We start from the raw sequence: 12,943 nt of genomic DNA, 5'->3' as shown, positions 1-12,943 counted from the left end.
CAGCCCCCTTGCGAGGGGGGGCCGGGGGGCCGGCCGGGTGTCCCTCCCCGCCCCCACGGTGAGGCATCAGGCGTACGAGCGAGGCCTGGGCCTCAGGCCCACCTCGCCCGCCTCGCGCTGAGGCCGGCCAAAGGCCTCAGGCCTCATGCCTCACGCCTCAGCCGAAGACCGCGAGGCTCTTCGCCTTCCCCTGCTGCTCCTCGACCAGCGCCAGGAAGCGCCCCCCGGGCCCGAACGCCGCGACCGGAGCCGATGCGAACGCCGGCATGTCCAGCCGTACGCCGTTGAGCAGCAGCCCGGCCCGCTTCTCGTCCACGTCCCAGCGCGGGAACGCCGCCGCGGCGGCCTCCGCGACCGGCATGACCGTCAGCTCCTTCTGGAGCTGCTCCAGCGTCCGCGCCGAGTCCAGCGCGTACGGGCCCACCCGGGTCCTGCGCAGAGCGGTGAGATGACCGCCGACCCCGAGCCCGGCGCCGAGATCACGGGCCAGGGCGCGGATGTACGTACCGGAGGAGCAGACGACGGAGACGACCAGGTCGAGGACCGGGGTGCCGTCCTCGGCGACGGCCTCACGGACGTCGTACAGCCGGAACGACGAGACGGTCACCGGCCTGGCCGGGATCTCGAACTCCTCGCCGCCGCGCACCCGTGCGTACGACCGCTTCCCGTCGATCTTGATCGCGCTGACCTTGGACGGCACCTGCATGATCGCGCCGGTCAGTGCCGCGATCCCGCTGTCGATGGCCTCGCGCGCGAGCAGGGAGGCGTCGGCCGACGAGGTGATCTCGCCCTCCGCGTCGTCCGTGACGGTGTTCTGCCCCAGCCGGATCGTGCCCAGGTACTCCTTCTCGGTCAGCGCGAGATGTCCGAGGAGTTTGGTGGCCCGCTCCACACCGAGGACGAGGACACCCGTCGCCATCGGGTCGAGGGTGCCGGCGTGGCCGACGCGCCGGGTCCTGGCGATACCGCGCATCTTGGCGACGACGTCGTGCGAAGTGAAGCCCGACGGCTTGTCCACGATGACCAGGCCGTCGGGCGTGCTGTTCTGCTGAGTCATTCCGCGGCGGCACCGTCCGTGCCACGGCCGCCCGCGCCTTCCGTGCCGTCCGCGTCGCCCGTGCCCTCCTCGTCCGAGTCGGCCTTGCGGTACGGGTCGGCGCCGGCCGCGTAGGTCTTGCCGGTGGACACCTCCCGTACCTCGGCGTCCTTGGCGCGCGCCCGGTCGAGGAGGTCCTCGATGGTACGGGCGTTGTCCGGCAGGGCGTCCGGGACGAACGCCAGCGTCGGGGTGAAGCGGACGCCGGTCTGGCGGCCCACCTCGGAGCGGAGAACGCCCTTGGCGCTCTCCAGGGCCGCCGCGGAGGCCGCGCGCTCCTCGTCGTCGCCGTAGACCGTGTAGAAGACCGTGGCCTCCCGCAGGTCGCCGGTGACGCGGGCGTCCGTGATGGTCACGAACCCCAGTCGCGGGTCCTTGATACGCCGGTCCAGGGTCTCCGCGACCACGACCTGGATGCGATCGGCCAGCTTGCGGGCCCGCGCGTTGTCGGTCACCGGTCCGTCACTCTTCCTTCTGGTTTTCTTGTCTGCCACTGGTTCTGGCGGCCAGTGGTTCTGTTACTGGTCGGTCTTCGTCCGGTGGCGCGTGCCGGGCGGTCAGTCCTCGTCGCCGTACAGTCGCCGCCGTACCGACAGCAGCTCCACCTCGGGACGGCCTGCCACCATCCGCTCGCACCGGTCGAGCACCTCCGTCAGATGGCCCCAGTCGCCGGAGACCACCGCCAGTCCGATCTCGGCCCTGCGATAGAGCTCCTGAGCGCCGGTCTCCGCCGCGCTCACCGTGAACTTCCGCTGGAGATCGGCGACGATCGGCCGGACGACGGAGCGTTTCTCCTTCAACGACCGTACGTCGCCGAGGAGCAGATCGAAGGACAGCGTCCCCACATACATGCACGTCCGGATGTCCCGCCGGTACGGGTTCGGTGCCCTGCCAGCGCTTGGCAGGGGCACAAGAACCGTACACGCAACGGCCGGGGCCGATCGACGGAAATTCGTCCCGTCGACCGGCCCCGACCGGAGCGGTCAGCCAGCGCGTCAGCCGCGCGGCTTCTCACGCATCTCGTAGGTGGCGATGACGTCGTCGATCTTGATGTCGTTGAAGTTCCCGAGGTTGATACCGCCCTCGAACCCTTCGCGGATCTCGGTGACATCGTCCTTGAAGCGGCGCAGACCCTGGATGTTGAGGTCCTCCGCGATGACCTTGCCGTCGCGGATGAGCCGGGCCTTCGTGTTCCGCCTGACCTCGCCGGAGCGGATGAGCACACCCGCGATATTGCCCAGCTTGGACGAGCGGAAGACCTCGCGGATCTCCGCCGTACCCAGCTCGACCTCTTCGTACTCCGGCTTGAGCATGCCCTTGAGGGCGGACTCGATCTCCTCGATCGCCTGGTAGATGACCGAGTAGTACCGGACGTCCACGCCCTCGCGCTCGGCCATCTGCGCGGCGCGCCCCGCGGCGCGCACGTTGAAGCCGATCACGATGGCGTCGGAGCCCATGGCCAGGTCGATGTCCGACTCGGTGACCGCACCCACACCGCGGTGCAGGACCCGGATGTCCACCTCTTCGCCGACGTCGAGCTGGAGCAGCGAGGACTCGAGGGCCTCGACCGAACCGGACGCGTCGCCCTTGATGATGAGGTTGAGTTCCTGCACCAGGCCGGCCTTGAGGGCCTCGTCCAGATTCTCCAGGGAGAACCGGACGCCCCTGCGGGCGAAGGCCGCGTTCCGCTCGCGGGCGGCGCGCTTCTCGGCGATCTGCCGGGCCGTACGGTCCTCGTCGACCACCAGGAAGTTGTCACCGGCACCCGGGACATTGGTGAGACCCAGGACCAGGACGGGCGTCGAGGGCGTCGCCTCGTACACGTTGTTGCCGTTGTCGTCGAGCATGGCCCGCACACGGCCGTACGCGTCACCGGCGACCATCGTGTCACCGACGCGGAGCGTGCCGCGCTGGACGAGCACGGTGGCGACGGCGCCGCGGCCACGGTCGAGGTGGGCCTCGATCGCGATGCCCTGCGCGTCCTGCTCCGGGTTGGCCCGCAGGTCGAGCGAGGCGTCCGCGGTCAGGACCACGGCCTCCAGCAGGCTGTCGATGTTCAGGCCCTGCTTGGCGGAGATGTCGACGAACATGGTGTCGCCGCCGTACTCCTCGGCCACCAGACCGAACTCGGTGAGCTGACCGCGCACCTTGGTCGGGTCGGCGCCCTCGACATCGATCTTGTTGACCGCGACCACGATCGGCACGTCGGCCGCCTTGGCGTGGTTGAGCGCCTCGATCGTCTGCGGCATCACACCGTCGTTGGCCGCGACCACCAGGATCGCGATGTCGGTGGACTTGGCACCACGGGCACGCATGGCGGTGAACGCCTCGTGGCCCGGGGTGTCGATGAAGGTGATCCTGCGCTCTTCACCGTTGACGTCCGTGGCGACCTGGTACGCACCGATGTGCTGGGTGATACCGCCGGCCTCGCCCGCGACGACATTGGTCTTGCGGATCGCGTCCAGCAGCCTGGTCTTACCGTGGTCGACGTGACCCATGACGGTCACGACCGGCGGCCGGGACACGAGGAGTTCCTCGCCGCCCTCGTCCTCGCCGAACTCGATGTCGAAGGACTCGAGCAGCTCGCGGTCCTCCTCCTCCGGGCTGACGATCTCGACGACGTAGTTCATCTCGTCGGCGAGCAGCTGGAGGGTCTCGTCGGAGACGGACTGGGTCGCGGTGACCATCTCGCCGAGGTTCATCATCACGGCGACGAGCGACGCCGGGTTGGCGTTGATCTTCTCCGCGAAGTCGGTGAGGGAGGCACCGCGCGACAGACGGACGGTCTGTCCGTTGCCGCGGGGCAGCATCACACCGCCGACCGACGGGGCCTGCATGGCCTCGTACTCCTGGCGCCTCTGCCGCTTCGACTTGCGGCCACGGCGGGCGGGCCCGCCGGGACGGCCGAACGCGCCCTGTGTGCCACCACGGCCACCGGGACCGCCGGGACGGCCGCCGAAGCCGGGACGGCCACCGCCGCCACCGCCGCCGAAGCCGCCACCACCACCGGGACGGCCCGGGGCGCCACCGCCACCGCCGCCACCGGGACGGCCGGCGAAGCCACCGCCGCCACCGCCACCGCCGGGACGGCCGGCGAAGCCGCCGCCGCCTCCGGGACGACCGCCGCCACCACCGGGACGAGCACCGCCGCCACCACCGGGACCACGGCCACCGCCGGGGCCGCCGCCGGGACGGGGACCCGCCGCGGGACGCTGGGGCATCATGCCCGGGTTGGGACGGTTACCACCGGGACCACCGCCGGGGCCGCTCGCCGCGCGGGGGGCCTGCGGACGCGGCATACCGCCGGGGGTGGGACGTCCGGACTGTCCGCCGGGTCCGCCCTGCGGGCGGGGACCGCCCTGGCCGGAGCCCTGCGGGCGCGGGCCGCCGGGGGCACCGGGGCCGCCGGGACGCGGGGCGCCGCCGGGACGGGGCGCCTGCGGGCGCGCCATACCGGTGGAACCGCCGGAGGTGAAGGGGTTGTTGCCGGGACGCGGTCCGGCCGGACGGGCGCCGGGACGCGGGGCCTGGCCGGGGCGCGGACCGCCGGAGCGGCCGCCCTGACGCTGCTCGCGATCGCCCTGACGCTGGTCACGGTCACCCTGCCGCTGGTCACGGTCGCCGTGGCCGCCCGAGGGGCGGGCGGACGGACGCGGTCCGGGGGTGGCACCGGGCCGGGGACCGGCGGCCGGGGCCGACGGGGGCGCGGTGAATTCCGGGGCCGCCGGGGCGGCGGGCGCCGGCTTGGGCGCGGCCGCGGCGGGCCTGGGGGCCGGCGCCGGACGAGGTCCGGGACTCGGCGCCACGGGAGTGCTTCTGGGCGCCTCGGCGACGGCCGGCTTGGGGGCCGGGACACCGGGCTTGGGGGCGGCGGGGCGCGCCGTGCGCGCCGGCGAACCCGCCGGGGGTGCGGCCGGTGCGGCCGGCCTGGCGGGGGTCGCCTTGCGGGGCGCCCCGGGCTTGGCAGTGGTCTTGCCGGCGTTGCCGCCGGGCCCCTGCAAAGCGTCAGTCAGCTTGCGTACAACCGGCGCCTCGATCGTCGACGACGCCGAACGGACGAATTCACCGAGTTCTTGGAGCTTGGCCATGACGACCTTGCTCTCCACGCCGAACTCCTTGGCGAGTTCGTATACCCGGACCTTAGCCACTTCGCTCCTTTTAGGTCCGGGTTACCGCCGGACCGTCGCTACTTCATGGGCGTACTCATCGCGTACTCATCGAGTGCTCATCGCAATCTCGACCTACTTCCAACTCGCGAGGTACCTGAACCGCACGGGGTTCCGTGCCGTACTTCTTCCTACAGTGCCGCCTGCTCGACATACCGGCGCAGCTCCGCGCAGTCGAGCGGCCCCTGGACCCGGAAGGCCCGCGGGAACGCCCGGCGGCGGACCGCCAGATCGAGACAGTTCAAGGCGGGGTGCACATACGCACCCCGGCCGGGCAGCGTACCGCGTCGGTCGGGGACACACTGTGTCCCGGCCACCACGATGCGCAGCAGATCGTCCTTGGCCGCTCGCTCCCGGCACCCCACGCACGTTCGCTCAGGGCAGGCTCGGGCGCTCGTCCGGCCAGACATGTTCAAGTCTACCTCCCCGCACCGACCTCACCCCTTTGGGGCAAGGGTCGAACGCGCGACTGCTCAAAGATCGTGTCGGCCGTCCGGGGCCGTCAGCCGCGGTCGCGGTCGCCGCCGCGGTCGCCGGCCCTGTTGCCCTGGTCGCCGCCGCGGTCGTCGTCCGTCTGCTCGGTGTCCGGGCGGATGTCGATGCGCCAGCCGGTGAGCCGTGCGGCCAGCCGGGCGTTCTGCCCTTCCTTGCCGATCGCCAGCGAGAGCTGGTAGTCCGGCACGGTCACCCGCGCGGACCGCGCGGCCAGATCGACCACCTCGACCTTGCTGACCCGGGCGGGCGACAGCGCGTTGGCCACCATCTCGGCCGGGTCGTCCGACCAGTCGACGATGTCGATCTTCTCGCCGAGCAGCTCGGCCATCACATTGCGGACCCGGCCGCCCATCGGGCCGATGCAGGCGCCCTTGGCGTTGAGTCCGGACCGGGTCGACCGTACGGCGATCTTGGTACGGTGGCCGGCCTCGCGGGCGATCGCGGCGATCTCGACCGAGCCGTCCGCGATCTCCGGGACCTCCAGCGCGAAGAGCTTCTTGACCAGGTTGGGGTGGGTACGGGAGAGCGTCACCGAAGGGCCGCGCACCCCCTTGGCCACCCGCACCACATAGGTGCGCAGCCGCAGACCGTGCGTGTACTCCTCGCCCGGCACCTGTTCCTGCACCGGAAGGATGGCCTCCAGCTTGTCGTCCAGCTTGACGAGGACGTTCTTGGGGTCCTTGCCCTGCTGGACCAGACCGGCGACGACATCGCCCTCCCGGCGGGCGTACTCGCCGAAGGTGACATCGTTCTCGGCGTCCCGCAGCCGCTGCTGGATGACCTGGCGCGCGGTGGTCGCGGCGATCCGGCCGAAGTCCGAGGGGGTGTCGTCGAACTCCTTGGGCTCCTGGCCCTCTTCGAGCTCGGAGGGGTCCTCCTTGGCCCAGACGGTCACATGCCCGTTGTCCCGGCTCAGCACGACCCGGGCGTGCCGGCGGCTGCCCTCCGTGCGGTGGTAGGCGATGAGGAGGGCGGATTCGATCGCCTCGACCAGCAGATCGAAGGGGATCTCCTTCTCTTGTGCCAAGCCCTTCAGGAGCTTCACATCGATGTCCACGGCTACGCCTCCTCTTCCTTCTTGTCCTTGCGGCTGAACTCGATCTCCACGCGCGCCCGGTCGATCCGCGCGAACTCGATCCGGCGGGCGGTCGGCTTGCGCCCCTTCACGCCCGGCACTTCGAGGCCGAGCCCCTCGTCGTCGACGGTGAGGATGCGGGCGACCAGCTCGCCGTCCTCGTGCAACTGGAATCTGGCCAGCCGGCCGATGGCACGTTCGTAGTGACGGTGTTCGGTCAAGGGGCGCTCCGCGCCCGGAGAGGTCACTTCGAGCTGGTACTCGTCCTCGCCCATCGCGTCCGTCTCGTCGAGCTTCTCGGAGATGGAGCGGCTCAGCTCGGCACACTCGTCGAGGTCAACACCCTCGTCGGAATCCACCACGACCCTCAGCACACGACGCCTGCCTGCCCGGGACACCTCGATCTGCTCCAGATCCAGGTCCTTCGCGCTGACGAGCGGTTCCAGCAGTCCGCGCAGCCTTTCGCTCTGGGTGGTGCTCATCCGGGTGACTCCTCGGCCGCGTGTGCTGTTGTGGGATCGTCGTGTGTCAGATCAAAGGGTATCCGGTCCGAAGGGGTGTTGCCGTCCACCCGCTGATGACCCGCGGGTACGCTCGCCTGCGGTGATCATCGCGAAGCCCGAAGACAGGGGAGAGAGACGCGTGGGGCGCACGGGGACGACACGGAGGCATGCGCTGAGGGCCGCGGGCGCCGCGACGGCCACCGCGGCGGGTCTGCTGACAGGCTGCACCCCGGACTCCGCGGACGGCAGGGTGTCCAGCGGTACGAAGGCCGCGCGGGCGGAGAGCGCGCTGCGGCTGCGGTCCGCGGACACCCGCCGTGAACTGCTCGGGCGGTACGACGCGATGCTGAACGCGTATCCGGACGAGAGCGAGGCGCTGGCGCCGCTGCGGGCGGCGGTCGCACGCCAGGTGGACGCGCTGGCGCCGCCGGCGCGCAGGCCCGCGAGCCCCGCACCCTCCGCGCGCCCCTCACTGTCAGACACCCCCTCGCCCTCCGCCACCGCGAGGCCGCCGGTGCTCCCGGCCGTCGCGGGCGACGCGGAGCAGGCGCTCAAGGACCTGGCCGCGGTGGAGCGCCGTACCGCCGACGCGCACACCGCCACGCTCATGAAGGCGCCCCCGGAGCTGGCCCGGCTGCTGGCCTCGCTCGCCGCGGCGAGCGCCGCACACGCCTATCTGCTGTCGGAGCTGCTGACGGAAGGATCCGGCTCATGAGCAAGCGGGCGCTGGACGCCGCACAGGCGGCGCTCGCCGCGGAGCACGCCGCGGTGTACGGGTACGGGGTCGTCGGGGGCCGTGTCGACGACGGCCGCCGGGCCGAGGCCGACGCGGCGCACACCGCGCACCGGGCCCGGCGCGACGCGCTCGCGCGTACGGTGCGCGATCTGGGCGGGAGACCGGCGGTGGCCGAGCCGGCGTACGCCCTGCCGTTCGCGGTGCCGGACGCCGCCGCGGCCGTACGTCTCGCCGCCGCCCTGGAGGACCGGGTCGCGGGCGTCTACTCCGATCTCGTACGGGCGGCCGAAGGGCCCCTGCGGCGGGAGGCGGCGGGCGCGCTGCGGGAGGCCGCGGTGCGCGCCGTTCGCTGGCGCGGCACGGGCGTAGCCTTTCCTGGGCTCGCCGAGCGCGCGTGAGCCGGTGGGCCCGGCCATCAGCCCGTGAGCCCATGCGACCGGCCATGAGCCAGGAAAGTCCGGAAAGGTAACCACGCACGTATGGGTTTCGAACCGCCGCAGCGCCTGGTGCGCACCCTCGGCGAGCAGTACGGCGAACCGGCCGCGGCCGAGTGGCTGAGCCTGCTCCCCGCCCTCGCCGGTGAGGCGGTCGCCGCGCGCGGGCTGGAGGTCGAGCGGGTGGTCGCGCCGGGCGGCCGGGGCGGTCTTGTGGTGCTGGTACGCCGGGCCGACGGCTCCCCCGCGACGCTCAAGATCGCCCCGTCCTTCGCGGCCCCCTCGCTGGAGCGGGCGGCGCTGGCGCACTGGAAGGGCTGGGGCGCGGTGGAACTGCTCGACCCCGCCTCCACCACCGACACCGCGCTGCTGCTGGAACGCCTCCAGCCGGAGATCTCGCTGCGCTCCCTGCCCGAGGCGAAGGCGCTGCTGGAAGCGGCGGGTACGGTACGGCGGCTCTGGGTCGAACCACCGGAGGGCCATGGCTTCGAGACGGTGGCCGAGCGGACGGCCCGGGAGTCGGCGGCGCTGCGTGAGTCGGTGGACGAGGGGCTGGGGCCGCTGGTCTCGGCGGCGCTGGAGGCGCGCGACGAACTCTGCGCGTCCGCGGCCTCGGCGGCGGACAGCCGTCTGCTGCACGGCGCGTTCGGGCAGGGCAAGGTGCTGGCCGGCGAGCGCGCGCCCTGGCTCGCGGTCGGTCCCGAGCCGCTGGTCGGCGAGCCCGCCTATGACCTGGCCCGGCTGGCCCGCGACCGGGTCGAGGACCTGGTGGCGGCCTCGTCGGGCCCTTCGTCGGCGCGGCGCCGGGTGACCAGGCTGGCGGATTCGCTGGACATGGACGGGGGGCGGCTGCGGGGGTGGACGCTGTTCCGTGCGGTGGAGTCGGGGGTACGGGCGCTGAGGGCGGGCCGCCGCCAGAGCGCGGAACTCCTCCTGGAATTCGCCGGCTGGCTGTAAGCGGGCGACCGCGCTCCGCCCGGACCCGGGTGCCCTCGATGTCCTCAATCGCCGGACGGGCTGATTTTTGCCCTCAAACGCCGGGCGGGCTGGGTTTTCGCGGCAGCGAAATCTAGCCCGTCCGGCGATTGAGGACCGGGGTCCGGGGCGGAGCCCCGGGAAGTCAGCCGGCCAGGCGGGCGATCGCCTCCGCCGTGGTCAGTTCCTCGCGCTCACCCGTGCGCCGGTCCTTCAGCTCCAGTACGCCCTCACCCGCACGCCGCCCCGCCACCAGGATGTGCGGTACGCCGATCAGCTCCGCGTCCGTGAACTTCACGCCCGGGGAGACCCCCGCGCGCTCGTCCACCAGCACCCGCAGCCCCGCCGCGGCGAGCTTCTCGGAGACCTCAAGGGCCAGTTCCGTCTGGAGCGCCTTGCCGGCCGCCACCACGTGGACGTCCGCCGGGGCGATCTCGCGGGTCCAGCACAGGCCGTGCTCATCGGCCGTCTGCTCGGCCAGCGCCGCCACGGCGCGCGAGACGCCGATGCCGTACGAGCCCATCGTCACCCGCACCGGCTTGCCCTGCTGGCCGAGGACATCGAGCTGGAAGGTGTCGGCGTACTTGCGGCCGAGCTGGAAGATATGGCCGATCTCGATCGCGCGGTCCAGCTTGAGGCCCGTACCGCACACGGGGCAGGGGTCGCCCTCCTCGACGACGACCACGTCCAGGTAGTCGTCGACCTCGAAGTCCCGGCCGCACACGACATTGCGCGCGTGAGTGCCGGGCTTGTTGGCGCCGGTGATCCAGGCGGTGCCGGACGCGATCCGGGGGTCGGCGATGTAGCGGATCTTGAGGCCCTGCGGGCCGACATAGCCCCGTACCAGATCGGGCCGCTCCTCGAAGTCCTCGGCCGTGACCAGCTCGACCACCGCGGGGGCGAGGTGCTCGCCGAGCTTGCCGAGGTCCACCTCGCGGTCGCCGGGCACCCCGACCGCGGTGATCTCGCCGTCCACCTTGACCAGCAGGTTCTTCAGCGTCGCCGAGGCCGGTACGTCGAGGAACGCGGCGAGCGTCTCGATGGTCGGGGTGTCGGGGGTGTCCAGCTCCTCGACCGGTCCTGCCGCGTCCGCCGCGGGTACGGACGCGTTGAAGGTGACCGCCTCCGTGTTGGCCGCGTAGTCGCAGGCCGGGCAGTCCACGAAGGTGTCCTCACCGGCCGCGGCGGGCGCCAGGAACTCCTCGGAGGCGGAGCCGCCCATCGCTCCGGAGACCGCCGAGACGATCCGGAAGTCGAGACCGAGCCTGGCGAAGATCTTCTGGTAGGCGGCGCGGTGCAGCGCGTACGACTCGGCCAGCCCCTCGTCGGTGGTGTCGAAGGAGTACGAGTCCTTCATCTGGAACTCGCGCCCGCGCAGCACGCCGGAGCGCGGCCTCGCCTCGTCGCGGTACTTCGTCTGGATCTGGTAGAGCATCACCGGCAGGTCCTTGTAGGACGTGCACTGGTCCTTGACGACCTGGGTGAAGATCTCCTCGTGCGTGGGGCCCAGCAGATAGTCGGCGCCCTTGCGGTCCTTGAGCCGGAACAGCAGGTCGCCGTACTCCTCCCAGCGGCCGCTCGCCTCGTACGGCTCCTTGGGCAGCAGCGCGGGAAGCAGCACCTCCTGGGCGCCGATCGCGTCCATCTCCTCGCGGACGACGCGCGAGATGTTGTCGAGGACCTTCTTGCCCAGCGGCAGCCAGCTCCAGATGCCGGCGGACGTACGGCGGACATACCCCGCGCGGACGAGCAGCTTGTGGCTGAGGGTCTCGGCGTCCGCCGGGTCGTCGCGCAGTGTCTTGACCATCAAACGGGACATGCGCTGGACCTGGGACATGGGGAGCACTCCTGGCGTTCTGCGTTCTGTGTTCTCTCGGCTGATGCCTGGAGGTTAGCCGGGGCGCACCGGCAGGCGGAAATCAGTTCTCGCCGCCGCCCGGTCTGCGCAACGGCAGCGGCGCCCCCATCACGGCGTACGGCTTGGGCGCGCTGGGGAAGTGGACCTGGCGGGCGAGGTCCTCGTACCCCAGTTTGCGGTACAGCCGGCGGGCCGGGTTCTCGATGTCGATGGCCGACAGGATCGATTTGGGCTGGGCGGCGGTGTCCGTGATGGTGGTGATCAGGGCGCGGCCGATGCCGCGGGCCTGGAACTGCGGGTGGACATGCAGTTCGGTGATCACGAAGGAGTCGTCGAGCCAGCTCTCGGAGGCGGTGGCGCGCAGATACGGCTCGACGACCGTGGACCACCAGTGACCGCGGTCGTTCGGCAGGCCGTACACGAATCCGACGAGCCGACCGCCCCCGGTGGTGGCGCCGAAGGCACGGCAGCCGGGGTACATGAGATGCCGGAGCACGATGTGGCGGCGCACCCCGATCTCGTCCTCGCTGAGCCCGAAGGCGAGGGCCTGCACGGCGAGCGCCTCGTCGACGCGTGCGGCGAGATCGACCGGCGCTACCTGGACGTCGGGAATCCGGGGGGTGCCCCCGGGGATGCTCAGCATGGGCGAACCCTACTTTCAGAACAGCACGCTCATGAAGGCGCCCACTTCCCGGAACCCGACCCGGCGGTAGGCGGCGCGGGCCGGGGTGTTGTAGTCGTTCACGTACAGGCTGACGACGGGGGCGACATCGGCCAGCGCGTACCGTACGACCGCCGCCATGCCGGACTCGGAGAGGCCGCGGCCGCGGTATTCGGGGTCGACCCAGACCCCCTGGATCTGGCAGGCCTGGGGGGTGGCCGCGCCAATCTCCGCCTTGAAGATGACCCGGCCGTCGTCGATACGGGCGAACGACCGCCCGGCGCCGACGAGTTCGGCCACCCGCGCCTGGTAGAGCAGTCCGCCGTCGCCCGCGAGCGGGGAGACCCCGACCTCCTCGGTGAACATGGCCACGCAGGCCGGCATGATCACTTCCAGTTCGTCCTTGCGGATCCGGCGGACGAAGGGGTCGGGCGCGACCACGGCGGGGATCTGTTCTGTGACCATCAGCGGCTGGTGGGCGCGGACCTCGCGGGCGGGGCCCCAGTGGGGCTCCAGCAGCCGCCACAGCAGGGCGGTGGACTCGGCGGGGCCGACGATCGAGGAGCAGCGGCGGCCGGTCCTGCGGGCGCGGTCGGCGAAGGCGCGCACGGCTTCGGGGGTGGCGCAGATCGGTACGAGATTGGCGCCGGAGTAGCAGAGCGAGCGGAGCTGCCCCGCCGTGTACCAGCCCCACATCTCGCCGCCGAGGCGCCAGGGGTCGAGCCCCGCGACCTGCACACGGGAGGTCACAAAGGCGTTGGCGACGGGCTCGCTCTCCAGAATGGCGAGCGCGGCGCCGAGTTCGCCGGGTTCGAGGACCCGAGTGGTGGTGTGCGTCAACACGAGGGTGCCTCACCATACGGTCTGCTGATCTCCGCACTGTACCTGGCGGGTGCATGGCGTGCTGCCCACAGCGGAAGGTCCCGCGGCCGGCCCCCTGAGGG

General features: G+C 71.9%; 13 protein-coding genes. 3 read left to right on the top strand and 10 right to left on the bottom strand.

What is annotated here, in order from left to right; genetic code table 11:
- Positions 1–157: 157 nt before the first annotated feature.
- The 7 genes from truB to rimP form a co-directional block, all read right to left on the bottom strand.
- Positions 158–1,057: a tRNA pseudouridine(55) synthase TruB gene (gene truB, locus ACFU9P_RS16260; RefSeq protein ID WP_384080948.1), complete on the bottom strand. Its 900-nt coding sequence runs from the start codon at positions 1,055–1,057 to the stop codon at positions 158–160.
- Positions 1,054–1,551 carry a 30S ribosome-binding factor RbfA gene (rbfA, locus tag ACFU9P_RS16255; RefSeq protein ID WP_384080945.1) on the bottom strand — a complete coding sequence of 166 codons (498 nt, stop codon included), beginning with the start codon at positions 1,549–1,551 and terminating at the stop codon, positions 1,054–1,056. Before rbfA ends, truB begins: the two co-directional genes overlap by 4 nt.
- Before the next feature lie 102 nt (positions 1,552–1,653).
- Complete coding sequence (locus ACFU9P_RS16250; RefSeq protein WP_376385922.1) at positions 1,654–1,947, bottom strand: DUF503 domain-containing protein; 294 nt, start codon at positions 1,945–1,947, stop codon at positions 1,654–1,656.
- Between the two features lie 144 nt (positions 1,948–2,091).
- On the bottom strand, positions 2,092–5,244 hold the full coding sequence (gene infB, locus ACFU9P_RS16245) for a translation initiation factor IF-2 (protein WP_384080942.1): 3,153 nt from the start codon (positions 5,242–5,244) through the stop codon (positions 2,092–2,094).
- A 149-nt stretch (positions 5,245–5,393) separates the two neighbouring features.
- Complete coding sequence (locus ACFU9P_RS16240; RefSeq protein WP_376385960.1) at positions 5,394–5,672, bottom strand: YlxR family protein; 279 nt, start codon at positions 5,670–5,672, stop codon at positions 5,394–5,396.
- Between the two features lie 92 nt (positions 5,673–5,764).
- Positions 5,765–6,814 (bottom strand): transcription termination factor NusA, encoded by a 1,050-nt coding sequence (gene nusA / locus ACFU9P_RS16235; RefSeq protein ID WP_376385918.1) that lies wholly within the window; start codon positions 6,812–6,814, stop codon positions 5,765–5,767.
- 2 nt (positions 6,815–6,816) lie between these two features.
- Complete coding sequence (gene rimP / locus ACFU9P_RS16230) at positions 6,817–7,314, bottom strand: ribosome maturation factor RimP (RefSeq protein WP_376385916.1); 498 nt, start codon at positions 7,312–7,314, stop codon at positions 6,817–6,819.
- A gap of 160 nt (positions 7,315–7,474) precedes the next feature.
- On the opposite strand from rimP, the gene ACFU9P_RS16225 reads away from it, so the two are divergent.
- From ACFU9P_RS16225 to ACFU9P_RS16215, 3 genes are all read left to right on the top strand, one after another.
- Positions 7,475–8,050, top strand: a complete 576-nt coding sequence (locus ACFU9P_RS16225) for a hypothetical protein (RefSeq protein ID WP_384080937.1) — start codon at positions 7,475–7,477, stop codon at positions 8,048–8,050.
- Entirely contained in the window at positions 8,047–8,469 is a 423-nt protein-coding gene (locus ACFU9P_RS16220; RefSeq protein ID WP_376385913.1) for a ferritin-like domain-containing protein, read from the top strand. Before ACFU9P_RS16225 ends, ACFU9P_RS16220 begins: the two co-directional genes overlap by 4 nt.
- 81 nt (positions 8,470–8,550) lie before the next feature.
- A complete protein-coding gene (locus ACFU9P_RS16215) occupies positions 8,551–9,462 on the top strand; it encodes an aminoglycoside phosphotransferase family protein (RefSeq protein ID WP_384080933.1) in 912 nt (303 codons plus the stop codon).
- A gap of 163 nt (positions 9,463–9,625) precedes the next feature.
- On the opposite strand, the gene ACFU9P_RS16210 is transcribed toward ACFU9P_RS16215, so the two are convergent.
- From ACFU9P_RS16210 to ACFU9P_RS16200, 3 genes are all read right to left on the bottom strand, one after another.
- Positions 9,626–11,317, bottom strand: a complete 1,692-nt coding sequence (locus ACFU9P_RS16210; protein WP_384080930.1) for a proline--tRNA ligase — start codon at positions 11,315–11,317, stop codon at positions 9,626–9,628.
- Positions 11,318–11,399: 82 nt separating this feature from the next.
- On the bottom strand, positions 11,400–11,981 hold the full coding sequence (locus ACFU9P_RS16205) for a GNAT family N-acetyltransferase (RefSeq protein ID WP_376386869.1): 582 nt from the start codon (positions 11,979–11,981) through the stop codon (positions 11,400–11,402).
- A 15-nt stretch (positions 11,982–11,996) separates the two neighbouring features.
- On the bottom strand, positions 11,997–12,842 hold the full coding sequence (locus tag ACFU9P_RS16200) for a GNAT family N-acetyltransferase (protein ID WP_376386871.1): 846 nt from the start codon (positions 12,840–12,842) through the stop codon (positions 11,997–11,999).
- Positions 12,843–12,943 lie beyond the last annotated feature (101 nt).

Origin of the sequence: Streptomyces sp. NPDC057617 (genome assembly GCF_042800555.1) — a bacterium.
In the GTDB taxonomy this organism is placed as follows: Bacteria; Actinomycetota; Actinomycetes; order Streptomycetales; family Streptomycetaceae; genus Streptomyces.
The sequence above is the reverse complement of the archived record's forward strand: the minus strand, read 5'-3'. Positions and strand labels throughout refer to the sequence as shown.

Bases quoted from the DNA above. Each gene is read 5' to 3' on its own strand.
- ACFU9P_RS16205 (WP_376386869.1), bottom strand. From the start codon at position 11,981: ATGCTGAGCATCCCCGGGGGCACCCCCCGGATTCCCGACGTCCAGGTA.
- ACFU9P_RS16220 (WP_376385913.1), top strand. From the start codon at position 8,047: ATGAGCAAGCGGGCGCTGGACGCCGCACAGGCGGCGCTCGCCGCGGAG.
- ACFU9P_RS16250 (WP_376385922.1), bottom strand. From the start codon at position 1,947: ATGTATGTGGGGACGCTGTCCTTCGATCTGCTCCTCGGCGACGTACGG.
- rimP (WP_376385916.1), bottom strand. From the start codon at position 7,314: ATGAGCACCACCCAGAGCGAAAGGCTGCGCGGACTGCTGGAACCGCTC.
- truB (WP_384080948.1), bottom strand. From the start codon at position 1,057: ATGACTCAGCAGAACAGCACGCCCGACGGCCTGGTCATCGTGGACAAG.
- ACFU9P_RS16215 (WP_384080933.1), top strand. From the start codon at position 8,551: ATGGGTTTCGAACCGCCGCAGCGCCTGGTGCGCACCCTCGGCGAGCAG.
- ACFU9P_RS16210 (WP_384080930.1), bottom strand. From the start codon at position 11,317: ATGTCCCAGGTCCAGCGCATGTCCCGTTTGATGGTCAAGACACTGCGC.
- ACFU9P_RS16240 (WP_376385960.1), bottom strand. From the start codon at position 5,672: ATGTCTGGCCGGACGAGCGCCCGAGCCTGCCCTGAGCGAACGTGCGTG.